This is a genomic window from Paenibacillus sp. FSL L8-0436 (genome assembly GCF_038593025.1).
In the GTDB taxonomy this organism is placed as follows: Bacteria; Bacillota; Bacilli; order Paenibacillales; family Paenibacillaceae; genus Paenibacillus_AQ.
This window is the reverse complement of the sequence record NZ_CP151955.1, coordinates 668,651-692,575: the sequence shown is the minus strand read 5'-3', so window position 1 is coordinate 692,575 and position 23,925 is coordinate 668,651. Positions and strand designations below refer to the sequence as shown.

The window sequence follows — 23,925 nt, the reverse complement described above, 5'->3', positions numbered from 1 at the left end:
CCATACACCCGCCGGTGCTGGTTAGTCCCTTTTTTAGTACATCACAAGTTATGCTTGTTGGGATTTAACGGCTTGAGGTTGTAAAGACTCGGCTTCTTCCGTCTTCAGGAAGTCCGGCTGCGGTGAAGTCTTCTTGATGAACAAGGCCAGCACCAGAGCCACTACGGTCACCCAGGTTGCCACGGCGAATGCATGGGTAATCCCATTGATCGTCGCGTCCTGCGTAAGTTTGAGCATCGCCGCCTTATCGGTCTGTGAGACCGCGCCGCTGGTTACTGCTTCCGTAATATTGCTCTTCGTGCGGTTGGTCATCAGGCTGACGAACAGCGCCATCCCAAGTGCTCCCCCGACTGTACGCAGTGTGTTCGACATCGCTGTACCGTGCGAGCTGAGCCGCTGCGGCAGCTGGTTAAGTCCGGCTGTCACAATCGGCATCATCAGCATCGACATCCCGAACATCCGCGCCGTATACGTCAGGATCAGATGTGTATAGGTTGTGGAATCCGTAATTTGACTGAATTCCCATGTCGTAATGGTGGTAATCAGCAATCCGATAACCGCCAGCCATCTTGCACCGATCTTATCAAAGATAATCCCGGTGATCGGAGACATAATCCCCATCAGAATAGCACCCGGCAGCAGCATCAACCCGGATTCCATCGGTGTAAAGCCGCGGATGGTCTGAAGATAGATTGGCAGCAGGATCATACCGGCATACATGGCCATGGTAATAATAATATTGATTACCGTTGTAAGTGAGTACATGTTATAACGGAAAATGCGGAATTCGAGCAGCGGTTTGTCGGCGGTAAGCTCGCGCCATACAAACAGGGCCAATGCCAGGGTTCCGAGGATCAGACAGGCAATAACAGTCGTGCTGCCCCAGCCGTCTGTTCCGGCATCACTGAAGCCATACAGCAGTCCGCCGAACCCAAGGGTTGAGAACACGACGCCGGTCTTATCCAGCTTCGGAGAACTCAGCTTTCCGACGTTCTGCATAGTCTTCATCCCAAGCAGTGTAGAGAAAATAGCCAGCGGCAGTACAATAAAGAACAGTACCCGCCAGGAATAGTTCTGCACAACCCAGCCCGAGAGGGTAGGTCCGATTGCCGGGGCAAAAATCATCGCTACCGCCATGAGCCCCATGGCTTTACCGCGTTCTTCAATCGGGAAGATACGCAGGAACACAATGTTCATCAGCGGCATCAGAATACCGGCACCAACGGCCTGGATTACTCTGCCGACCATAATCATTTCAAATCCGGTTCCGATACCGCAGACAAGCGTACCTATGGAAAATAGTATCATTGCCGTAGTAAACAATTGGCGGGTGGTAAACTTCTCCACCAGATAAGCACTGATTGGAATGAGCACACCGTTCACAAGCATAAACCCTGTGGTCAGCCATTGTGCCGTATTGGCGACAATGTTAAGATCCTCCATCATTTTCGGAAGCGCCACATTCATCAGCGTTTGATTCAACAACGCGACGAAAGCGCCAATTAAGAGCGCTGCGATAATAGGCCCTTTGCGTATAGCCTTAGTTTCCGCAGCAGCGTTAGCAGTTATTGTACTCATGATTACTTTTTATCTCTCCCTTGTACCAAAATTTTTACGATTTCACCATGAAGCCGCAGCAGTTCCTTGACGTCCTCTGGAGGTATGTCGGACAGCGGCTGCAAATGTTTTCTCATGGACTGCTTGCTTCGTTCCCTGATTTCCTGACCTTTATCCGTCACCGCCAGATTGAATATACGCCGGTCGCTCTGCGAGCGTTGTCTGGTGATCAGTCCTGCCTTTACCATACGGTCAACTACTCCGCTAGCAGCGCTGTTCCCCAAATGGAGCAGGTCGGCAAGCTCGGTAATTCCGATGTCTGGGTGCATAGCCAATTTGCGCAGCACCATCAGTTGGGTGGAGGTAATCTGCAGCTCCTCTGCGTCCTTCCACAAAAGCTGGTGGAAATTATGATTGATACAGCGGAAAGAGGTCAGAATATCATCAAGCTGCTGTTCTTTTTCCTCCAACACCATCACCCCGTTAGTTTGATAAATAAATACTTCGTATACGAACTATTTTACTCTTTACCTATTTATCCGTCAATTAATTACTGAAAATTTCTGAAAAAAATATCTTTCTTTCATTTAACTAACAGGCCCCGCCTCCCCAGAATATACACCCTTCCAGAGTGCCCAGCTTTGGGGATTTTAGATATAATTTAGATGGATGACAATACTCGAAAGCGGTGATTGTGCAATGAATCCTGAACAGCGGAAAATTTGGAGTGACGGACATAAAACTTTAACGGGACTCTTGAAGAGGCCGGAGGAGCATGAGAATGCGGTTGCTTTATTCCTGAGATTGCATGCCTCTCTGTACGCGTCAAACGGGGAACATCCGGAGCTGCCAACCTATGAAGACGAACTCCTGAAAGATATCCGCGAGCAGACTCTACGCAGCTATCCAGTACATACCCCCGGCAGTAAAAATTCTATAGTGTGGCATCTTTGGCACAGCGCGAGAATTGAAGATATCACAATGAATATTCTTGCCGCCGGCAGCGGGCAGGTTCTTTACGAGGCGCATTTTGCCGACAAATTACAGACGGTTTACCTTCATTCAGGCAATGGCATGACCGATGAGGAAATTTCCGGTTTCAGCTCGTCGGTTCATATCGAGTCTTTATTTGAGTACAGGAAAGCGGTTGCCGGCAGAACGCGGAGTATCCTTCCTTCACTGAGCGCGGAGCAATTGAGGGCGAAGCTGAGTCCTGCCAGGATCAGAAGAATATCGGAGGAAGGGGCGGTAAAAGATACGGAGCAATGGCTGATTGATTATTGGGGGAATAAAAACATCGCCGGTCTGGTGCTGATGCCAGCCACAAGGCATAATTTCATCCACCTCAACAAAGCGATGCGCGTGAAGCTTAAGCTGCAGAAATAAGATCGTTCTAATGTTTCTTATAAAATAAAGCGAGTCCGGGAGAATTGCCCCGGACCCGCTTTTTAATATGGATTGTACTATATGGATTGCACTTCTCTTATACCCCGCTCCCTAAACTCCCCACCACCACCGGCCGCTGTGGTCCTGAAATTTCAGCAGCAGTTGAACTGCTGCTGCTTTCCAGACCGCAGGCGATCGACATCATCAGTTTGATCCGGTTGGCCTGGTTCACTACACTGACCCCGGCATCATAATCAATAGCGGCGATATTGGCCCCGGGATACAGCTCCTTCAGTCCTTTGATAGAGCCGCGTCCGGTAATATGGTTCGGCAGACAGGCAAACGGCTGGATGCAGACAATGTTATTCACACCGTTATCCAGCAAATCCATCATCTCCGCCGTCAGGAACCAGCCTTCGCCCATCTGATTGCCGACAGATACAAGCCGGCTGGCCTTCTCCGCGAGGCCGTAAATATTCTCGCGGCCTTTGGCCAGTCCTGCTTCCTCCAGCGCCACTTTAACCGGCTTGCGGTAGATTTCCAGGTAAGAGATCAGCATGGGATTGATGTATCCCAGCTTCTTGCTTTTGCCGAATTGCTCCGCTTTGTAGATCGGATTGTACACGCAATAAAAGATAAAATCGAGGAAGTCCGGCATTACTGCTTCGCCGCCTTCGGCTTCGATCATCTCAATGATCCGGTTGTTGGCGTCCGGATGGAACTTAATCAATATTTCGCCGACAATGCCCACCCGCGGCTTCACTGCCGGTGTGACCGCCAGGCGGCTGAACTCGGCGACAATCTCGCGGATCACCCGCTTATACTCCCGGAAGGAGAACGTCGACAGGCTGATCTTGCAGCGCTCCATCCCTTTGCGGTAGAGGGCTTCCGCGCTTCCCGGAATCCGCTCATAGGGTCTGAAACGGTGCAGCAGCCGCATCATCAGATCACCATAGCAGGCAGCGGCGATCAGCCGGTTCGCCAGCTTGAGGTGGATGCGGAAGCCCGGCTGATTCTCCATTCCCGAAGCATTGAGAGAGATGACAGGAATTTGCCCCAGGTCGGAATCCTTCAGCGCCTTGCGCAGCAGCGAGATATAGTTGGTAGCCCGGCAGCCCCCGCCTGTCTGCGACATGATGACCGCTGTCCGGTTAGGATCGTAGTCGCCGCTCTTCAGGGCCGAGAGGATTTGCCCGATGGTGACAATCGCCGGATAACACGCATCATTATTGACGAATCTGAGGCCTTCCTCGGTCTCCTGCGGACCGGTGGTTTCCAGCACCTTGAGACGGTACCCGGCGTCACGGAAGACCCGTTCAAACAACTCAAAGTGAACCGGCGACATCTGCGGTGCCAGAATGGTATAGGTCTCCTTCATTTCCTTCGTAAACGGAACATTGGCCTGTGTCTTATAGAGGAGCTGCGGCTGCACATCGCTCTTCTCACGCTCGCGCATCGCCGCCTGCAGCGACCGCAGCCGGATGCGTGCAGCGCCGAGATTGCTGATCTCATCAATCTTGATCAGGGTGTATACCTTATTGTGGCGCTCCATAATCTCCTGCACGGCATCGCAAGTGATCGCGTCGATGCCGCAGCCGAAGGAGGTGAGCTGCACCAGCTCCAGATCATTTCTGCCGGCTGCAAGGCGGGCGGCACGGTACATCCGGGCGTGGTACGTCCATTGATTCACCACAGCCACATCGCCTTCGCTGCGGTCCAGGTGGCAGACCGAATCCTCGGTCAGCACGGCGAGCCCCATTCCTGTAATCATATCGGCGATGCCGTGATTGATTTCTGGATCGGCATGGTAGGGATGGCCGCAGAGCAGAATCCCCTTTGTCCTTGTAGACGTGAGAAACGCCAGCGTTTCTTCGCCCTTCGTACGCAGATCATTTTTGGCCTGCTCGGCTTCGGCAATTCCAGCCTGTACCGCTGCCGCTATCTCTTCTCTCGGAATATCCATAAAGGTCTTGATCAGGCTCTTGGTCAGGGCCGAAATATCGTCGAAGGTCAGAAACGGGCTGACGAGCGGAACACCACTTTCCTTGAGACCATCCATATTATTGCGGATAACCTCAGGATAAGAAGCAACCACCGGGCAGTTGAAGTGATTCTGCGCCGCATCGTCCTCCTTCTTCTCATACACAACCGCCGGATAAAAGATAAAATCAACGCCTTTGCCGATCAGGCTCTGCACATGTCCATGGGCCATCTTCGCGGGATAGCAGATCGATTCCGAAGGGATCGTATCCATTCCGCTCTCATACAGCTTCTTGCTCGACTTCGGCGACAACACTGTCCGGTAGCGCAGTGTCGTAAAAAAGGTGTGCCAGAACGGATAATTCTCGAACATATTCATGGTCCGCGGAATGCCGACGGTGCCCCGCTCTGCCTGTTCTTCCGGCAGCCCTTCATAGTCAAAGAACCGTTCATATTTATACTGCATCAGGTTCGGCAGGTTGTTCTTCTCTTTCTTGCCACCCGCACCGCGTTCGCAGCGGTTGCCGGTAACGTGAAAGCTCTTATCGGGGAAACGGCTGATGGTCAGTGCGCAATTGTTGGCGCAGCGGCTGCAGCGGCCCGGCGACACCTGATATTGGAAGGTTTCAAGCTCTTCCGGACCAAGAATCGTGCTGAAGCCGTCCAAGCCGGCATGTTCTCTGGCAATAATCGCACAGCCGTAGGCCCCCATAACACCGGCAATATCAGGTCTGACCACAGTCCGGCCAGTCAGAAGCTCAAAAGCCCGCAGTACGGCTTCGTTATAGAAGGTGCCGCCCTGCACAATGATATTGCGCCCGAGGTCCTCGGGGTTGCGGATTTTGATAACCTTTTGCAGAGCGTTCTTGATTACGGAATAGGCGAGTCCTGCGGACAGGTCAGCCAGGGAAGCCCCTTCCTTCTGCACCTGCTTCACCTTGGAATTCATAAATACTGTACAGCGCGAGCCTAGGTTCACCGGTTTGCTAGACTCCAGCGCGGACTTGGCAAATTCCTCGATACCGAGCTCCAGCGCGGAGGCGAAGCTCTCCAGAAAAGAGCCGCAGCCCGCCGAGCAGGCTTCATTCAGCATCAGGCTGTCAATTGCCCCTCCGCGGATCTTGATGCATTTCATATCCTGTCCGCCGATATCCAGAATAAAGTCCACCTCAGGCATGAACTTGGACGCAGCCTTATAGTGGGCCACTGTCTCCACTTCACCGCCGTCGGTACGCAGCCCGGCCTTAACCAATCCTTCGCCGTAACCAGTCGCATAGGAGCCGGCGATATAGCAGCCTTCCGGCAGAATCCGGTAAATCTCCTTCAGCGCATCGGTGACGGACTGCAGCGGATTGCCTTTGTTGCTTCCGTAAAAGGTATAGAGGATTTCATCGGCGGAGCCGGTAATGACAAGCTTCGTTGTCGTCGAACCGGCATCAATGCCGAGATAGCAAGGTCCGCGGTATGCAGCCAGCTCAGCACGGGCAACCGAAGCCCTGCCATGGCGAAGCCGGAACTCGGCTAAATCCTCGACGGTCGCAAACAGAGGCGCCAGTTCGGCGTCCTCTGCACGGTCCGCCTTGAAGTCCACCGCTTCAATCCGTTCCAGCCAGCTAGGCAGCGGCAGCACGAGCGGGTCGCTCTGTGACAGCGCCGAACCAATCGCGACAAAATATTGCGAGCGTTCCGGGAACAGCACCTCCCCTTCCTTCAGTCCCAGCGTCTCTGCGAAACGTTCCCGCAAGGCGGGCAGAAACGTCAGCGGTCCGCCCAGGAAAGCCACCCGCCCGCGAATCGGACGGCCGCAGGCGAGGCCGCTGATCGTCTGGTTCACGATGCTCTGGAAGATCGAAGCCGCGACATCCTCGCGCCGCGCCCCTTCGTTCAGCAGCGGCTGCACATCGCTCTTGGCGAATACGCCGCAGCGCGAGGCGATCGGGTAGATCCGCTCATGCTTCTCTGCCAGCGTATTCAGTCCGGCAGGGTCGGTCTGCAGCAGCGAAGCCATCTGGTCGATGAACGCTCCGGTGCCGCCGGCGCAGGCAGTGTTCATGCGCTGCTCGATGCCGCCGCTTAAATAAATAATCTTGGCGTCCTCCCCGCCAAGCTCAATCGCCGTATCGCACCCCGGAATCAGCTCGCTGATCGCTTTGGTGCAGGCGATAACCTCCTGGACAAAGGGTACTCCGCCAAGCTTTGATAAGGACAACCCCGAGGAACCGCTTACAGTCAATGCTGCCTCTCTATCCGGGAACCTGTGCTGTACGTCTGACAGGAGGGATAGAGCCGCTTTTTTTATATCGCTATAATGTCTCACGTAATCCTGATAAATGATTGTACTTCGTTCCATAACAACCAATTTGGCCGTAGTTGATCCGACGTCCAGCCCAATACGCAGTATCATCATGCCATCACCATGCCTTGCTCCAAATTTGAAGTAATATGAGGCAACTATATCATGAGAACGCATTAGGAAGGCTGTTAAAAATGTAACAGACATTTACAATTCACTACTAGCATACTTAATTATTTCGTGATTTCACTCAATGCTGTCTCCACATGACCTTTAACGCGAATTTTTCTCCACGCTGCCGCAAGCTTGCCTTGCTCATCTATAAGAAAGGTGGAGCGCACGATGCCCATAAACTCCTTGCCGTACAGCTTTTTCAGCTGCCACACCCCGAACATCTCGCTTACACTATGCTCCTCGTCGGACAAGAGCGGAAAAGGCAGGCCGTTCTTCAGGGCAAACTTGGCATGCGAGGCCAGATTGTCGGCACTGATTCCGAGTACCACGGCACCCTGCGCGGTAATCCGGTCGTGGGCGTCACGGAAATCGCAAGCCTCCTGTGTGCAGGCGGGGGTCATATTTTTCGGGTAAAAATAAAGCAGCACCTTGCTGCCGCGATACTGGCTTAAGCTGATGTTCCGGCCCGTGGAGGCGGGAAGGCTGAAGTCCGGGACTTCATCACCGATTTCAATTCCATTCATTAATGGTTCACTCCTAAAGTTTTTGGGGGAATATTCCGAAATTGCTTGTATTCCTAAAAGAAATTATAATGTAGAGAATGCAAATGCGAAAGGAAGAACGAAATGCCTCCAAGAAAGAAACGGCACGTTAAAGCCGGCAAATCGAAGAAGAAACCGCTGCTCTGGACTCTGGCAATTATACTTCTCCTAGTAATCGGCGGAATTGTCTACTATTTCTCCTCCGTCTACAACCAGCTCGACAACATGCACAAGACCGGTGATAAATCGCCGTTCGCATCTGTTCCCTCCCCTTCGGCGGATGTTGCTGAGCCTCCTAAATGGGAAGGCACGGAGCCTGTAAATATCCTGCTTATGGGCGTGGATGCCCGTGGAGTGAAGAAAGGGGAAGTCCCGCGCTCAGATACGATGCTGGTTGCCTCCCTTGATCCGGTGAAAAAGAAGTTTTATGTCTTCTCCATTCTCCGCGATACCTATGTATCTATACCTGAACATGGTAAAGAACGTATTAATTCGGCAATTACACACGGACCCAATACGGCGATGCAGACCGTAAGCGACTTGCTGGGCATCCCGATTCAATATTATGTCTATACCGATTTCCAGGGCTTCATCAAACTGGTGGATGCCGTCGGCGGGGTAGATTACGAGGTTGAAAAAGACATGGTCTACAAGACAAAAGCCGACGGGCCGGAATTCGACATTGATTTGAAGAAAGGCTTTCAGCATCTTGACGGCAACATGGCACTGCAATATGTGCGTTTCCGTCATGATAAGACATCCGACTTCACCCGGACGGAACGGCAGCGGGGTTTCCTTAAGGCTGTTGCGGACAAGGTGATCAGCACCACTTCCATTCTTAAACTGCCTAACATATTAGATGAGGTGATCCCATACATCGATACCAACATGGATATCAGCGATATGTGGAAGCTTGCCACCGTTGGCTATGACGGCTCGATGGGCGGCAGCCAGCAAATACCGCCGATGAACTTGCTGACAGAAGAGACAACAAGCGGAGGCTCCTCCGTTATCGGCATCAGCAGTGAAGATAAACTGAAGCAATTCGTGCAGGATACCATGACTGCACCTGAGCCGACGCCATCGACTGAGGCTTCCCCGGACAGCAGTCCGTCCGCTAGCCCAGAGAACAATTAAACAAGTGGAAGCGGCTTTGCCGTCCTTTTTAAGGACGGTACCGTTTCAGCGAGAAATAGAAGGATAAGTTATCGTGTGAAACATATAAATTCTTATATTTTCAACAACCCATGCTTGGCCTCAGGACGGGCGAACAGCGGCATCCGCCGCCAGTTCGCCCGTTCCCTTGCCCAAGACATATGAAAGGATGATTATTCATGAACCGTACCACATCAGAACAGTTGTATCAGGAAGCCCTTCAGCATATCGTCGGAGGCGTCAACAGCCCCTCCCGGTCCTTCAAGGCTGTTGGCGGCGGAGCGCCGGTATTTATGAAACGCGCAGGAGGCTCACGCTTCTGGGACGAGGACGGCAACGAGTACATCGATTACCTCGCAGCCTACGGGCCGATTATTACCGGCCATGCCCATCCACATATCACAGCGGCAATTACTGAAGCCGCGCAGAATGGCATTCTGTATGGCACACCCACCCAGCTTGAGATCAAGCTGGCCAAAATGCTCAAGGAAGCAATCCCTTCGATGGATAAAGTGCGGTTCGTCAACTCCGGCACGGAGGCCGTCATGACCACAATCCGGGTGGCCCGCGCTTATACCAAGCGCAGCAAGATCGTGAAATTTGCCGGCTGCTACCATGGCCACTCCGACCTTGTACTGGTCGCTGCCGGCTCCGGCCCTTCTACACTGGGCATTCCTGACAGCGCCGGAGTTCCCGGCAGCATCGCCCAGGAAGTCATCACCGTTCCGTTCAACGATCTTAGCGGATTGCGCGAGGCGCTGGAGAAATGGGGCGGCGATGTCGCTGCTGTTATGGTGGAGCCGATCGTGGGCAATTTCGGCATGGTTATGCCGGAGCCCGGTTTCCTGGAGGGGCTATGTAAGCTGGCCCATGATAACGGATCGCTTGTCATTTATGACGAGGTCATCACCGCTTTCCGTTTCCATTACGGTTCTACACAAACTTATGCAGGCCTTGATAATCACGAAGATATTACACCTGACCTGACCGCGCTCGGCAAAATCATCGGCGGCGGTCTTCCGATCGGCGCTTACGGCGGCCGCAAGCATGTGATGGAGCAGGTTGCGCCGCTCGGTCCGGCATACCAGGCCGGAACCATGGCCGGCAACCCTGCCTCCATCTCGGCAGGTATCGCCTGTCTTGAGGTGCTGCAGGGTGAAGGGGTATATCAGGAAATGGAACGGCTCGCCATCCGGTTGACAGAGGGACTGCAGCAATCAGCAGACCGTCACGGCATTCCGCTAACGATCAACCGGATCCGCGGGGCGTTCTCCACCCATTTCTGCGCTCACCCGATCACCAACTATGAGGAAGCTCAAGATACGGACGGCGAAATGTTCGCCAGCTTCTTCCGCCATATGCTGAACCGCGGGATCAACCTTGCCCCGTCCAAATATGAGGCCTGGTTCTTAACCACAGCACATACGGATGCTGATATTGACGCAACACTGGAAGCTGCGGAAGCTTCCTTCCAGGCAATGGCGGCAGAGAAATAATCATAAACACCTGCCCGGCTGCAGCACTGATTACTTAAGCTTACTAGACCTGCTTCCATTAACAAATTCAAACCCACTGCGGCTTGCCGCAGCGGGTCATTTGCATAGCCAGATTCAGGTGTGAGAATCAAACCAGCCGATCAATAGAAATCAATCTGCTTGTCCAGTTTGACCTCTTCGAAGACAGGGCGCTGGAATCTGCTGCTTCCGGGCACCAGAGAAAACTGCGTGGTACTGAGATCCTCCGGAAGCGGCGGAGAGATCATGAACTGCATGTGAACATGTGCTCCGCCGCCGTTTGCACCGTGATTTTCCACTTCATAGCTTGTCTCACTTAGAACAGCGAGCTTAAGCATCGGGGAAATGCGGACTTGCTCCACCGTTTCTTTCAAGTACTTGATTTCCAGGGTGACGATGCTTAGCTTCTCATACTGCATGGAGTGGGTCAGCATATATTCAAAATCGCTATCCAGCGTAGTCTTCATTATTGCCAGCACCCCAAGCAGCGGCCCGGGCTGATCCCAGAAATGCCGTCTGGGCCGGGCTTCGTTCAGATTGCTTAGAATCAGCGATATTTCCGAAACCTCAAGACCAGACTCCGCCGCCAGTTGCTTCAAGGTTTCCTCTTCTGGAAAAAGCGCCCTCCCTCCGGAGAGCGCCTTGCGCTGCTGCACCAGTCTTAAGATCTGTTCATCAATTACTCTGGCCTCATCATTGTAATCATTTGGTCTTCCCCGTAGTGGCATCCTGCTCCAGCCCATTTCTTTTCCCTCCCAGGTTCAGTGTAATCTGTTTCCATCCTAGCTATGATTGTGATATTATATCACTTTTTTCCCATTTATAAGAAATCTAGATAGACAGCACAAAAAGCTGTCATCCCTAAGGACAACAGCTTTCTGCCATCAGCAGCTCTCTTCAGTTTGCTTTCTGATCATATAGGCTGCGGATTTCTACATCCTGCGGAAGCTTGAACGGATTCTCCGGGTTGATCCGGTCATAGAACATAATCCCGTCCAGGTGGTCCATTTCATGCTGAATCACTATGGCCTGGTAACCCTTGAACTTCAGGACGATTTCCTTGCCGTTCAGATCATAGCCTTTTACTTTTACCGTCTCATATCTCGGAACAAAACCATGAACCGGCCGGTCCACAGACAGGCAGCCCTCGCTCTCCGGCAAATACACCATCGCCAGCGAATGGCTGATGATCTTGGGATTCACCCAGGTATGCTCCACAATCCTGCCCTTGTCATCCTTCAGGTACATCACGAACATCCGCTTCTGAAGGCCGATCTGATTCGCGGATAAGCCAATGCCGGAACGCAGCTTATGTTTGGCGGAAGCCTCCGGGTCCTGGCTGTTCTTCAGAAACTGCATCATGCATTGCAGCGCTTCACGGTCAGCATCCTGCAGCGGCAGCTGTACCGGCTCGGTTACACTGCGGAGAATAGGATGGCCTTCCCGTATAATATCATCCATCGTGATCACATAATCTGCACTATATTTTGTTCTAGACAACAACACTCATCCACCTTTGCCATGCGGGCTAAATTCATAATGATGATTTATAAATTGCAACTTGCACCTATAAGTATTTGCTCAAGGCGTTACACTATTATCTTATGCAGCTTTATGGATTTATGAAAGCAGTCTTCAACTGGCTGCTGTATTTCACGTCGAAACCGAGTCCCGTAGCAAGTGCGGCAAGCGGCAGGTAAGTTTTCTCCTCTTTGCCGACCTTTTGCAGAAACGCCGGTGTCTCAATCGCTTGATCTACCCCATTGACCTTAATATACTTCGAGCCAATGGTAATAACCACCGTCCGGTCACCGTAAACAATTGTTGCGCTGGCTGTCTTACTGTCCCACTTTCCACTGGCACCCACAGCATTCAGAACATCGCGCAGTGCGAGAAAGTTCTGGCCGTTCTTAATGACTGGCTTATTCGGGGTATTAAGCTCTGTGCCTTTTACCACAATCGACATCGGTGCCGATCCCGGCGCTGTTGCAGCAACAGACGGTGTGCGGTATTCTCCCCACTGCAGTTCTGCAAACACCCGGGCGATTTTCTCATATCCCAGCTGTGTAGGATGAAAATCCAACGATATGATATGTGTCAGCGAGCCCTCAAAACCCACGAATTGTTTGGCAATATGGGCTACCCGCACCGGTGCTCCGGTCTGGTCGAAGCTGGCCGCAATACTGTCCGCCATGGCTGTCAACCGCTCCGCTGCGCCCATCAGCTTGGGATAGGCCTCTTTTACCGCAAATTTGGGAGCCGGCTGATACTGGTCGGCTATCAGAATGGTTGCTTGCGGGTTCACGGCACGGATGTTCTCAAGCGCTGTCTTCACATTCGTATTGTAGGCGCTCAAACGCTGCTCCAGCTGAGCCTGGAAATCTTCATCCGTCAGTTGCTTGTACTGAAGGAATAGGCTGCTGACATCATTTCCGCCGATCGTGACTGTAATTAGATCCGCCTGAGCAAGTTCGGTCCGGATCTGCGGAGTCAGTGCCGCAAACTGCTCTATCCGCGGATCGGGCAGCCCTGCCTGAATACCCTCAGCTGTAATCACAGCCCCGTCTTTAATCGCTCCGGTATAATTAAGCAGCCCTGTTGAGGTCAGCCCCAGAATACCGTAATTGCCGAGTGTGCTTCTTCCATGGTAATACCCCTGTTCCAGCAGTCTTTCTGCGTAACCGTAGGGTTTCGCATTTACATCGGTCATCCCCGGCTCATATCCGGCAGTAATCGAATCTCCCAGTGCTACAATGCGAAAGATATCCTGCTCCGTTCCCTGGGTTGCTGCAGCAGCCTCCTCAGCCTTGGCGTATCCTGCACCTGCGCTAACCAGTATGGCGAGCAGCAGCAGACCGCTTGTTCCGGCAGCCGCTATTTTCCTCCATGTATTCAGCATCGTTCCCCTCCTAAAAGTAATATAATTCCATTCTAACATTCGGCCGCTCTGCGCAGAAGAGCGGTTTCCCGTATCGGGAAACCGCTCCTGCTGTTGGCCCGGTGACTTATTCCTGTCCGCTGCCGGACCCGGTGCTGTTCTTTGTACCCTCGGCATTGCGGGGAGCATGGCTCTTCCCTGCACGCTCCAGATATCTGTCATAACGGTCATCCAGTTCATAAGCTATTTTACGGTAGCGCAAGGTTTCTTCTACAATAGGATCGAGTGTAGTCTGGATCCGGATTTCATACTTGGGCGAGATTTGACGGATTTCTTTGTCCTTGTTGTCGCCCTGTTCCATGTCCCCGTCTTCCAAAAGCTCACTGAGCTTGCGCTCCAGATCATCATTACGGCTCATGGTTCCAGTTGCCTCCTTAAAGCTAAAATCCCGTTGCTTTGGCTTCCTTCAGGGATGAAACCAGATAATCATGAATTTTACCGTTGCTCGCCACAACATGGCGAGTGCCGATGTCATAAGGATTACCCAAGGTATCGGTAACCTTGCCGCCGGATTCCCTCACGAGCAGCACGCCCGCTGCGCAATCCCAAGGACTCAGGCCGACCTCCCAGTAACCATCCACCCGGCCAACCGCCACGTAGGCCAGATGCAGCGCAGCTGAACCTCCGGCACGGATGCCGCGGACCTGAGGCAGAATCTGCTGCAGTCCCGCCATATTCGCCGGCTGCGCAAAGATGCGGTCCGGCGGAAAGCCCATCGCAATAAGACTGTCCCCAGGCACCGTCTCGGCAGAAACCGAGGTAGGCACGCCGTGCATGTAAGCTCCTTTACCCTTCTCAGCGACGAACATCTCGTCACGGATAGGGTCGTAAATAACACCTACAGTAAGTTCTCCCTTAACGGCGAGAGCTATGGAAACACAGTAGAACGGAAATCCGTGCACAAAATTGGTGGTGCCGTCAATCGGATCGACAATCCACAGGTATTCGTGTTGGCGTCCTTCTTCCAGAGCGGCAGCAACCGAATCTGTTCCCGGCTGAACACCCTCTTCTCCAAGGATAGCATGGTCAGGATAATGGGTCAGGATCAGCCGGCGGATCATCTGCTCCACGCCTTTATCAACTTCCGTTACCAGGTCCTGGGCCGATGTCTTGCTGCCCAGCTCCTTCACTTGACCTTGTCTGCTCTTGATCCATTCCCCCGCTTTGGCTGCCGCGTTAATCGCTGCCGCCGTGTGCCCTTTGCTTGTAACTACATAGGGCTCCCGTTCCTTCCGGTTCTCAGGATTTAAAGGATTCATATCTTCACTCCACTTTCTTGTACTTAATCGCTCTCCCATGAAACATTGCTGCTACACACAGGCTCACTGCTGCTTAAGTTTCATTCAACGTACCTTATTTCAGTCTACTTATCAAGTCAAACCTGCCAGGATTCCTGCCCAAATCTTCTGGCATGGCGCAGGTTACGGCTCAATATTAATACTGGCCCCGTCCAATATCGTAATTCCGTTGCCGGCTTCCGCCAGCTCCTTCATTGCCTCCATCAGACCAAACAGGGCACCATCCTTCGATTTCGCTTCAATCATGGCATCCACAGCAGGGGTATCTGCTGCAATCCGCTTTAGAAAAGCCAGCAGCGGCGCCGGTTCCACACCATCGGCATGGCTGCGGGGATCAGAAGGACTGCGCGGACTGGAGACATGGATCTTAGGCGGCAACAGTTCGCCTGGAAGCACATCCTGCAGTGCCAGCGGGCTCTTCCAGGTCTTCTGAATCTCCGGCCACAGCTCCCATGGAAGCTCGCCTTCATTATTCACCCACTGGTGATGAATATCGAGCACCATCGGCAGCCCGAGACTGCGGGCAACCTCCAGCGTCTCCCGCGCGTTAAATGTCTTATCGTCGTTCTCGAGCGTAACCCGCTCCTGCAGTTCAGGCGCAAGCCCTGCAAAATGCTCCCGGAACCGAGCTGCCGCCACAGGCTTGTCCCCATAGGCTCCGCCGATATGAATGTTGCTCTTGGCCGTTGCCGGCAGCCCCATTGCAACGAGCATATCCGTATGATGCTGCAAATCACGGATAGAACTCGCCAGCACCTCGGGACGGGGCGTGCTTAGCACCGTAAAGTGATCAGGATGAAAGGACACCCTCATCCCGTGCTTCTTCACATAGCTGCCCACTTCGGCAAACTCTTCAGCCAGTACGGCCAAAGGGTTCCAGTCCTGCAGATCAGGATGCGTTGCCAGCGGAATCAGCTTGGAAGTCATGCGGTACACCATAATATCTGAGCCGGCATTATGCTTCAGCAGGCGCAGCGTATTATGCAGGTTCGTCTTCGCAAGGGTCTCCAGACGCCGCAGCCCGGCTTCACGGTCGTTCAGCTTCGCAAAGCTTGCCATCGTCATTGTCTTGGAGGGTGAACAGTCTGGGATGACGGTGGACATAGCTACATATCCGAAGCGGACAATCATCCTTCTTCCCCGAAGAACATCTCATAGGCAAGCGCCGTCTGCACCCGCGACTCTTCTTCGTTCAGCTTGCGTACCAGCTCCATCTCGACCGCTGTAACCTCATTGCCCTGGAAGTTGATCTCCGCGATCGAAGCGGAGATCTTGACGATCGCCACAGCCACATTCTCCGGTGTATAGGCAATAACCTTCTGGCCGGTCGGATACACGCGAAAACCCTGCTTCACCATCTTGGTGCGGCCGTACTCCAGCAGTTCATACAGCTCCTGCTCATTCTTGAACTTGCAGACCGAATTGAATTCCGATTGAAAACCCATGCTGTTGTCTCTCCTTTCCGGCCGGAAGGATCCCGCCGCTCACCTGATTTTATTCATTGTCGTATTTAAGGCCTTGTTTATATTTGTAACGTTCCAGCGCCAGCTCGATCATGCGGTCCAGCAGAGCAGGATACGATACACCTGTCTCGCGCCACAGCAGCGGGTACATGCTGAACGGCGTAAAGCCCGGCATTGTATTCACTTCATTAATCAGAATTTGGCCGTCGGATTTCCGTACGAAGAAGTCGGCACGGGTAATTCCGCTGCCTTCGATCGCCCGGAAGGCAGCAATCGCCGATTCACGCAGGCGGTCCGCCACCTCAGGGTCGACAGGAGCCGGAATCAGCATCTGCGATTTGCCGTCGATATATTTTGCCGCATAGTCATAATATTCTCCGGAAGAGACGATTTCACCCGGAACGGAAGCCTCGGGTTCCTCATTGCCAAGTACAGCAACCTCCACCTCGCGGGCATCAACAAATTCTTCAATGATGACCTTGGTATCATAGCGGAAAGCAAAATCGACAGCCTTGATTAGACTTTCCTTATCTATGGCTTTGGAAATGCCCACACTGGAGCCCAGATTGGCCGGCTTGACGAACACAGGGTAACCCAGCTTATCCTCTACTCCCATAATCAGCTCATGGCTTTTGTGCTTCCATACGGCAGCGTTGAAATAACAGTACTCGCATTGCGCAAGACCCGCTTCACCGAACAGCTTCTTCATCACGACCTTATCCATACCTGCGGATGAAGCCAGCACGCCTGCGCCGATATAAGGAATATTCGCCATTTCAAACAGGCCCTGAATCGTACCGTCTTCCCCATTGGTGCCGTGCAGCAGCGGGAACATCACATCAATGCTCTTCTCCCCGCCCGCTAGTCCGCTGAATACCGCATTCAACGCTGTACCCATATCTCCGGCTGCCCCGGCAAGCTTCAACTGCTCAATTCCGCTGTAAGCGGCGGTGAGTGTTTCGCCAACCTTCCACAGCCCCTGTTTGGAAATATAGAAAGGAATAATCTCATATTTATCGTAGTCAAAAGCGTTCATAACCGCGAATGCCGTCTGCAGCGATACCTCATGCTCTCCGGATTTGCCGCCGTACACCAGTCCTACGGTTAATTTTGTGTTCCCCATGCCCTAACCTCTTTCTGAATTATAAGTAGTCATTGATATGAAAAAAACGGTAGGCCGTTCTGTCGGTCCATGCATAGGAATCACGGTAATCCCAAAAGCGGTGACGGCTGCTGACCGTTCTTGCATTCACCAGCGGCATTCCGCCCGCGTCAAAAGCAGTGACGATCGTGCTGTGCTGGTAATGGCCGTTGCCGTCCCAGTCGTACAGGATGACATCGCCAAGCATGAGCTGATCCGGCCGCTCCACGGCCTCAGCGCGAAGTCCGCTGCTCCGCTCCCCGCTCAAATAGCGCTGCAGGCTGTCCGACACAGCCCAGCTGAAGCTCCACCATTCCTGCGTTCCATTGTAGCCTTTGTACCACCAGCCGGTTTCTCTTTTACCAGTATAGTTGATAGGTGCGCCCCCTGCAAAGAGACATTGAGACACATAATTTGTGCAGTCCACATCAAAAACCTCAAACTCTGGATTGCCGTCCTTCCACCAGCGGTCAGCATAGGCCGCCGCTTCTTCCCGGCGGTAACGGACCTCCTTCGATCCGGCAATCCCGCGGAGCACATTCCGGTTAAGCAGTGGCTGCGACGGCTGCGGGGCAGGCAATACCTCGCCCCATTTGGACAACCGCAGTGCGGGATCCGCATCCAGTGCTCTGCGCTGCGTATTTCTTTCCTGCACACTGCGCTCCACAGTGGCTATCTCCCAGGCGCTGCCCTCCCGCACAAAAGTCAGACGTTCCGTCTCAATCGTATCCTCACGGTGCGTCATTCCGCCCTTCTCATAATACAGTGCACTGTGCAGCGCTACATCGGCTACGACCTCACCCGGATTCTGGCGGACGGTGCGCAGCGTCCTGACGCCGGTCTCCGCACGCAGAGGAGTAATCCCCCGGCGGTTATACCACTGGGCAAGCCGCCGGGAGCGCTCCCCCTGTGCCACGAGATAACGCGGGTCCATGACGGCAGTACGGCGCGGTTCGGCCCCCGGTGCCACCCGTGCCTTGTTTAACTGATCCACATAAACATACAAGCTTTTCTTCCACTCTAATTCCATCCCGTTTCCCGCCCTTTCATCCCTGTTTGGCTGCTGTCCTATGTATATGAAGGAATACCTGCGGCTATACAGATGGAATCAGTGAATGATAAGCAGGCCAAGCTAATTTCCAAGCTTTAGGCAAAGCGCATGATAGCCTGCCGGACAGGGCAAATCCGGGTGAAAAAGCAGGAAAAAAAACTTTACTCCCCCCTTTGTAACCGTTATACTTAACATACAAACAATATGAAATGATGTTTCACCAGATGAAACGAGGAGGCGCATATATGCCAAGCAAGGACCATTTTTCCCTGGCTAAGAACCTGGAGTCAGGCGGCAAAACCTACCGCTACTATCATCTTAATTCCCTTGAAGAACAAGGCGCAGGCAGCATTTCATCCCTGCCATTTTCCATCAAAGTACTGCTTGAGGCGGCTGTCCGCCAGTATGACGGACGGGCGATCACGGAAGAGCATGTAAAACAGCTGGCCGGCTGGTCAGGTGGCATAGACCGCAATAAAGAGATTCCTTTTATTCCTGCGCGGATCGTCCTGCAGGATTTCACCGGTGTGCCCGTGGTTGTCGATCTCGCTGCAATGCGCGATACCGTCAAGAAAGCGGGAGGCGATCCCAAGAAGATCAACCCGCTCGTTCCGGTTGACCTTGTCATTGACCACTCTGTCATGGTCGATGCCTTTGGCACCGCTGATGCGCTCGAATACAACATGAATGTAGAATTTGAACGCAATGAAGAACGCTACCGCTTCCTGCGCTGGGCGCAGACTGCTTTCAACAACTTCCGCGCTGTTCCGCCGGCAACAGGAATTGTGCATCAGGTCAACCTGGAGTATTTGGCGTCCGTGGCCACTACCAAGTCCGTTGACGGTGAAACTGTAGTCTATCCCGATTCCCTGGTCGGCACAGATTCCCACACCACTATGATCAACGGCCTCGGAGTCGTCGGCTGGGGTGTAGGCGGTATTGAAGCCGAAGCAGGCATGCTTGGGCAGCCGCTGTATTTTGTTACACCGGATGTAGTTGGCTTTAAGCTTACAGGCAGCCTGATGGAAGGTGCTACGGCAACCGACCTGGCCTTGACAGTAACGCAAATGCTGCGCAAGAAAGGCGTTGTCGGCAAATTCGTAGAGTTCTACGGACCGGGCCTTGCCAACATCAGCCTTGCTGACCGTGCGACCGTAGCCAACATGGCTCCCGAATACGGAGCGACCATCGGGTTCTTCCCGGTTGATGAAGAAACGCTGGCCTACCTGCGCAGCACCGGACGTCCGGATGAACTGGTCGAGCTGGTAGGTGACTATTACAAAGCTCAAGGCATGTTCCGCACCGCGGATACACCGGACCCGCAGTTCAGCGACGTCATCGAGCTTGATCTTGCCTCTGTTGTTACGAGCCTTGCCGGACCGAAACGTCCGCAGGACCGTGTCGAGCTGACACATATGAAAGAGAACTTCGAGGGTATCATCCGTACCCCTGTTGACAAGGGAGGCTACGGCCTCAGTGATGAGAAGATTGCCGAAGTCGTGGAAGTACAGCACAAGAATGGCAGCACCAGCAAGCTCAGCGCCGGTGCCGTCGTAATCGCAGCGATCACCAGCTGTACGAACACCTCCAACCCGAGCGTTATGCTTGGAGCCGGACTGCTGGCCAAAAAAGCCGTGGAACGCGGTCTGACTAAGCCAGGCTATGTGAAGAGCAGTCTCACTCCGGGATCGCTTGTGGTTACGGAATACCTGGAAAAAGCCGATCTTCTGAAGCCGCTTGAGGCTCTGGGCTTCTATCTGGCCGGCTACGGCTGCGCTACCTGTATCGGCAACTCCGGCCCGCTGCCGGATGAAGTCAGCCAGGCCATTTCAGAACATGATATGACAGTAGCTGCAGTAATATCCGGCAACCGGAACTTCGAAGGCCGTGTGCATGCCCAGGTTAAAGCAAACTACCTGGCCTCCCCGCCGCTCGTTGTAGCCTATGCCCTGGCCGGCACTGTGAACATTGATCTGAAGACTGAGCCGCTGGGTTATGATCCGCAGGGTGAGCCTGTATTCCTTGCAGACATCTGGCCGACTTCTGCAGAGATTCGTGAAGCAATCAGCCTCTCCCTGAGTCCCGAGATGTTCCGGCGTAAATACGAGAATGTATTTACTGCCAACGAACGTTGGAATTCGATTCCCGTGCCGGAAGGCGAGCTGTATGAATGGGATGACAACTCCACATACATCCAGAACCCGCCGTTCTTTGAGCATCTGGCGGATGGTGTCGGAGATATCAAGGACATCAGCAACGCGCGGGTATTAGCGCTGCTTGCCGACTCCGTCACTACCGACCATATTTCGCCGGCAGGCAATATCTCCACCTCCGGTCCTGCCGGAGAATATCTGCGCAGCCATGGCGTGGAACGCGCCGACTTCAACTCCTACGGCTCACGCCGCGGGAACCATGAGGTGATGATGCGCGGCACGTTCGCCAACATCCGGATCCGCAACGCGGTTGCACCGGGTACGGAAGGCGGAGTAACCACCTTCCTGCCGAGCGAAGAAGTGATGTCGATCTACGATGCGTCCATGCTGTACCAGTCGGCTGGACAGAACCTGATCGTTATCGCGGGCAAGGAATACGGCACAGGCAGCTCACGCGACTGGGCCGCCAAAGGTACGCTGCTGCTTGGGGTCAAGGCGGTCATCGCCGAGAGCTTCGAGCGGATTCACCGCAGCAATCTGGTCGGCATGGGCGTTCTGCCGCTGCAATTCCAGGAAGGCCACGGCTGGAGCAGCATGGGACTGACCGGACGCGAGACCTTCAATATCACCGGACTCGACAACTACGTGCTGCCAGGCCAGGAACTGACCGTTACCGCCACCCGCGAGGACGGCACACAGTTTGAATTCCCGGTCATTGCCCGGTTAGACAGCACCGTTGACATCGACTACTACCGCAATGGCGGCATTCTGCAGACGGTACTCCGCCAGATGCTGGCTGATGCCGCTTCGGAAACTGCGCTGCCTGTAGAATAACTACAGCTGGTCAGGATGGATGGAACCCACTGTGCTTGTGTTCCATCCTGACAGCGTTGAAACAGACTAAATAGCCCCCGACAATCCCGTAAGGGAGATTGTCGGGGGCTATTCAGCTTGCCCTGTGGTGAAGCTTCATCTAATCCAAGCGGTATCTGCAGCTTCGGATCGGGCCTAAATCTCGATGCGTTCGGCATCGAGGATTACCTTATAGATAAGTGCAATAATTTGCGAGCGGTCGGTTACGTTCATCTTGTTAAAGATGCGGCTCAGGTGGTTTTTGACGGTATGCTCGCTGATAAACAGCGTGTTGGCAATTTCCTTATTCGTCTTCCCGTGGACAATCAGCTCAAGTACTTCTTCTTCCCGGGGTGAGACCCCCCATTCTTCCTTGAGTGCAGTCAATGCCGGGCTATCCAGCAGCCTCGCTGCCGATACGATTCTCTTCTTAGGCCGCGAATCCTCCCGGCTCAGCAGAAACGACTGGAACGAGGATATCCGTTCATCCTCAATCCAGGAAGCAATATTGTAGTCCTTGCTGTATCTGGATGGATCAATCCATTTGTGCGGAGGGCTGCCCAGATGTTTCTGGTCTGCACCTCTTCCTGTATGCTGCAGTATCAGTGCAAGCACCTGGCCGGATAGAAGCAAGGGAGGCTTTTCCACAGTAAAGAATTGAGAGGCCAACTCGTCCACCTGCTGCAGCAGCGAGATTTCATCCGGGTAATATCCAAAATCCATTAACGCTTCAATATGGAAAGGAGACAGCAGAGTTGCCTTCCCCACCCTTTCAGCTTCCTCTTCAGGCAAGCCTATGTAACGGGCAAAATCTACCGCCATATCGGAAGCGTCCAGCGATAGACTGCTCAGTTCAGCGTTTGCATTCTGGAGGTAACGGCGCAGTTCGGTCATAAAGGCCTCAGCCTGCCCGATATACCTTTCTTCCTTCTCCAGAAGACGAATGGCAACAGTGGCCAGACAGGCTACCGATTCGATGAAGGTCTGCCATTGCTCCGCTTCACTTCGCCCCCTGAATCCGACAGACAACAGTCCTTTGAACTCGTTCCCGGATAGCAGCGGACATTCGAGCAGAACCGAACCTCCTGCCATCTCAAAGATGACAGCAGACGAGAGAAAGGATTGCTGCGAGTAGCGGGACTCCAGCCCTTTGACATACAATGCATCCTCATCTGAGGTCCAGCCTCTGGAAAAATACGTAATGTTTGAACTCTCGATTTCCTGAAAGTAAACCAACGTGGATGAGGGATAAAAAGGCATGGCCATGACAACATCCAGCAGTTGCATACCCAGCTCTTTCCTTGACAACGCTTGCGGCAGCAGTCTGGCAGCTTCCTTAAGAAGGAACGTTCCTTCTTCAAGCAGTTTTCCCCTGCGCAGCAGCATTTCTCCCCGGTCGGATATTCCCAGCAAAGAGGCGACGATTTGCTCCTGCCGGTCGTAGCCCTGAACCTGTTCATTTCTTCCAAAGCTGATTGCCAGCAAAAGCGCCCTTTTGCCGTTGTTGATCAAAACCGGATAACAAGACAGGCATTCCGGTTGCGTCATCCCCCGCCGGGTGAAGTAAAGAGATCTTGGATCCTTGGCAATGTCTTTCCAATGTCTCGGATCTTTGCCGAGGACCGCTTGTCCAAAAAAACCGTCCCCTTGCGGAAATACAGCATTCAGTAAAAGATGTGCCTCTTTTCCCGCAGCATAATTCACCTTGAATTGCCCTTGATCGTTCTCCTTGGCAAAGGCATACAAATCGGCGGCTGAAAAAGTCCCTGCCAGTTGCTGGAGCACCTCTTCAATCTTCAGGAAATCCTCCTCCAGATGAGTCAGAAGCCGCGAAATCATCATAGTATTTCTTTCCGTCACCGGCTTAAGGGCAGAGCCTCCTATTAATTTGCACAGGATACTGCCAAGAACGGCTATCTTGTCCCTGATCTCGAATATACGTTCACTACTGCTCTCGGGTAAGGCAGCTAGCTCGGAACTTAGCTGATCATATTCCGGATGATTCTTCATCTTGGACTCGAAGGCTTGCAATACCAGTTCCTTCGCACCTTCCTCCATATAGAGGCCTGACCAGAGATAGTAAATCTCTCCGTACTCCGGAACCAGCGGGGTAATGATATACTTCAATCCGGGAATCCACCGGTCCAAGACAGCAGGATGTGACAAGGCCCCCAAGCGGCGCAGTGTCTGCTCAAAGGGACGGTGTATGTGCTGCAAGGAGTCAATGATCTCCTTATAAAACCTTCCTGCAATGGTTGGACGGGTTATCAAATTTCCTTCCTGATCCGTTAGCACAAGAGCCTGACTCGTAACAGCACCGAATGTGTCTTGAAGTTGTTGAATCTCTTCCATTAATGAATCGGGTACTGCAGCGCTCAATGGAATCACCCATCCCCCCGGAATAAAAAGTATAATTACTTATAAAATC

General features: G+C 53.1%; 18 protein-coding genes. 4 read left to right on the top strand and 14 right to left on the bottom strand.

Going from position 1 to position 23,925, the window contains the following annotated elements:
- Positions 1 to 48: 48 nt before the first annotated feature.
- Both NSS79_RS03265 and NSS79_RS03260 read right to left on the bottom strand, forming a co-directional pair.
- Positions 49 to 1,578 carry a DHA2 family efflux MFS transporter permease subunit gene (locus NSS79_RS03265; protein ID WP_340894993.1) on the bottom strand — a complete coding sequence of 510 codons (1,530 nt, stop codon included), beginning with the start codon at positions 1,576 to 1,578 and terminating at the stop codon, positions 49 to 51.
- 2 nt (positions 1,579 to 1,580) lie between these two features.
- Positions 1,581 to 2,027: a MarR family transcriptional regulator gene (locus NSS79_RS03260; protein ID WP_342438257.1), complete on the bottom strand. Its 447-nt coding sequence runs from the start codon at positions 2,025 to 2,027 to the stop codon at positions 1,581 to 1,583.
- Positions 2,028 to 2,256: 229 nt separating this feature from the next.
- On the opposite strand from NSS79_RS03260, the gene NSS79_RS03255 reads away from it, so the two are divergent.
- Complete coding sequence (locus NSS79_RS03255; protein ID WP_342438256.1) at positions 2,257 to 2,943, top strand: DinB family protein; 687 nt, start codon at positions 2,257 to 2,259, stop codon at positions 2,941 to 2,943.
- Between the two features lie 97 nt (positions 2,944 to 3,040).
- Here NSS79_RS03255 and NSS79_RS03250 read toward each other — a convergent pair whose 3' ends face one another.
- Both NSS79_RS03250 and bcp read right to left on the bottom strand, forming a co-directional pair.
- Positions 3,041 to 7,330, bottom strand: a complete 4,290-nt coding sequence (locus tag NSS79_RS03250; RefSeq protein WP_342438255.1) for an acyl-CoA dehydratase activase-related protein — start codon at positions 7,328 to 7,330, stop codon at positions 3,041 to 3,043.
- A 119-nt stretch (positions 7,331 to 7,449) separates the two neighbouring features.
- Positions 7,450 to 7,914, bottom strand: coding sequence for a thioredoxin-dependent thiol peroxidase (bcp, locus tag NSS79_RS03245; protein ID WP_340894997.1), 465 nt, complete (start codon positions 7,912 to 7,914; stop codon positions 7,450 to 7,452).
- 102 nt (positions 7,915 to 8,016) lie between these two features.
- Between bcp and NSS79_RS03240 the strand changes: the two genes are divergently transcribed.
- Together NSS79_RS03240 and NSS79_RS03235 are read left to right on the top strand one after the other, a co-directional pair.
- Complete coding sequence (locus NSS79_RS03240) at positions 8,017 to 9,069, top strand: LCP family protein (RefSeq protein ID WP_342438254.1); 1,053 nt, start codon at positions 8,017 to 8,019, stop codon at positions 9,067 to 9,069.
- Positions 9,070 to 9,266: 197 nt separating this feature from the next.
- Entirely contained in the window at positions 9,267 to 10,583 is a 1,317-nt protein-coding gene (locus tag NSS79_RS03235; RefSeq protein WP_340894999.1) for a glutamate-1-semialdehyde 2,1-aminomutase, read from the top strand.
- A gap of 140 nt (positions 10,584 to 10,723) precedes the next feature.
- Here the strand turns inward: NSS79_RS03235 and NSS79_RS03230 are convergent, their stop codons facing one another.
- From NSS79_RS03230 to NSS79_RS03190, 9 genes are all read right to left on the bottom strand, one after another.
- Complete coding sequence (locus NSS79_RS03230; RefSeq protein WP_340895000.1) at positions 10,724 to 11,344, bottom strand: hypothetical protein; 621 nt, start codon at positions 11,342 to 11,344, stop codon at positions 10,724 to 10,726.
- A gap of 154 nt (positions 11,345 to 11,498) precedes the next feature.
- Positions 11,499 to 12,062, bottom strand: a complete 564-nt coding sequence (def, locus tag NSS79_RS03225) for a peptide deformylase (RefSeq protein WP_340899630.1) — start codon at positions 12,060 to 12,062, stop codon at positions 11,499 to 11,501.
- Positions 12,063 to 12,213: 151 nt separating this feature from the next.
- Positions 12,214 to 13,500: a stalk domain-containing protein gene (locus tag NSS79_RS03220; protein ID WP_340895001.1), complete on the bottom strand. Its 1,287-nt coding sequence runs from the start codon at positions 13,498 to 13,500 to the stop codon at positions 12,214 to 12,216.
- 106 nt (positions 13,501 to 13,606) lie between these two features.
- Positions 13,607 to 13,897, bottom strand: a complete 291-nt coding sequence (locus NSS79_RS03215; protein WP_052091784.1) for a hypothetical protein — start codon at positions 13,895 to 13,897, stop codon at positions 13,607 to 13,609.
- Between the two features lie 22 nt (positions 13,898 to 13,919).
- A complete protein-coding gene (locus tag NSS79_RS03210; RefSeq protein WP_342438253.1) occupies positions 13,920 to 14,798 on the bottom strand; it encodes an inositol monophosphatase family protein in 879 nt (292 codons plus the stop codon).
- 162 nt (positions 14,799 to 14,960) lie between these two features.
- The gene (gene uvsE / locus NSS79_RS03205) at positions 14,961 to 15,968 is read right to left on the bottom strand and encodes a UV DNA damage repair endonuclease UvsE (protein WP_342438252.1); all 1,008 of its coding nucleotides are present in this window, start codon (positions 15,966 to 15,968) and stop codon (positions 14,961 to 14,963) included.
- Entirely contained in the window at positions 15,965 to 16,282 is a 318-nt protein-coding gene (locus tag NSS79_RS03200) for a hypothetical protein (RefSeq protein WP_038585586.1), read from the bottom strand. The genes uvsE and NSS79_RS03200 overlap by 4 nt, the downstream gene beginning before the upstream one ends.
- 49 nt (positions 16,283 to 16,331) lie before the next feature.
- A complete protein-coding gene (locus NSS79_RS03195; protein WP_342438251.1) occupies positions 16,332 to 17,423 on the bottom strand; it encodes a D-alanine--D-alanine ligase in 1,092 nt (363 codons plus the stop codon).
- A 19-nt stretch (positions 17,424 to 17,442) separates the two neighbouring features.
- Positions 17,443 to 18,471 carry an amidase domain-containing protein gene (locus NSS79_RS03190; RefSeq protein WP_342438250.1) on the bottom strand — a complete coding sequence of 343 codons (1,029 nt, stop codon included), beginning with the start codon at positions 18,469 to 18,471 and terminating at the stop codon, positions 17,443 to 17,445.
- A 266-nt stretch (positions 18,472 to 18,737) separates the two neighbouring features.
- Between NSS79_RS03190 and acnA the strand changes: the two genes are divergently transcribed.
- A complete protein-coding gene (gene acnA, locus NSS79_RS03185; RefSeq protein ID WP_342438249.1) occupies positions 18,738 to 21,479 on the top strand; it encodes an aconitate hydratase AcnA in 2,742 nt (913 codons plus the stop codon).
- A gap of 174 nt (positions 21,480 to 21,653) precedes the next feature.
- On the opposite strand, the gene NSS79_RS03180 is transcribed toward acnA, so the two are convergent.
- Positions 21,654 to 23,885, bottom strand: a complete 2,232-nt coding sequence (locus tag NSS79_RS03180) for a helix-turn-helix transcriptional regulator (protein ID WP_342438248.1) — start codon at positions 23,883 to 23,885, stop codon at positions 21,654 to 21,656.
- Positions 23,886 to 23,925 lie beyond the last annotated feature (40 nt).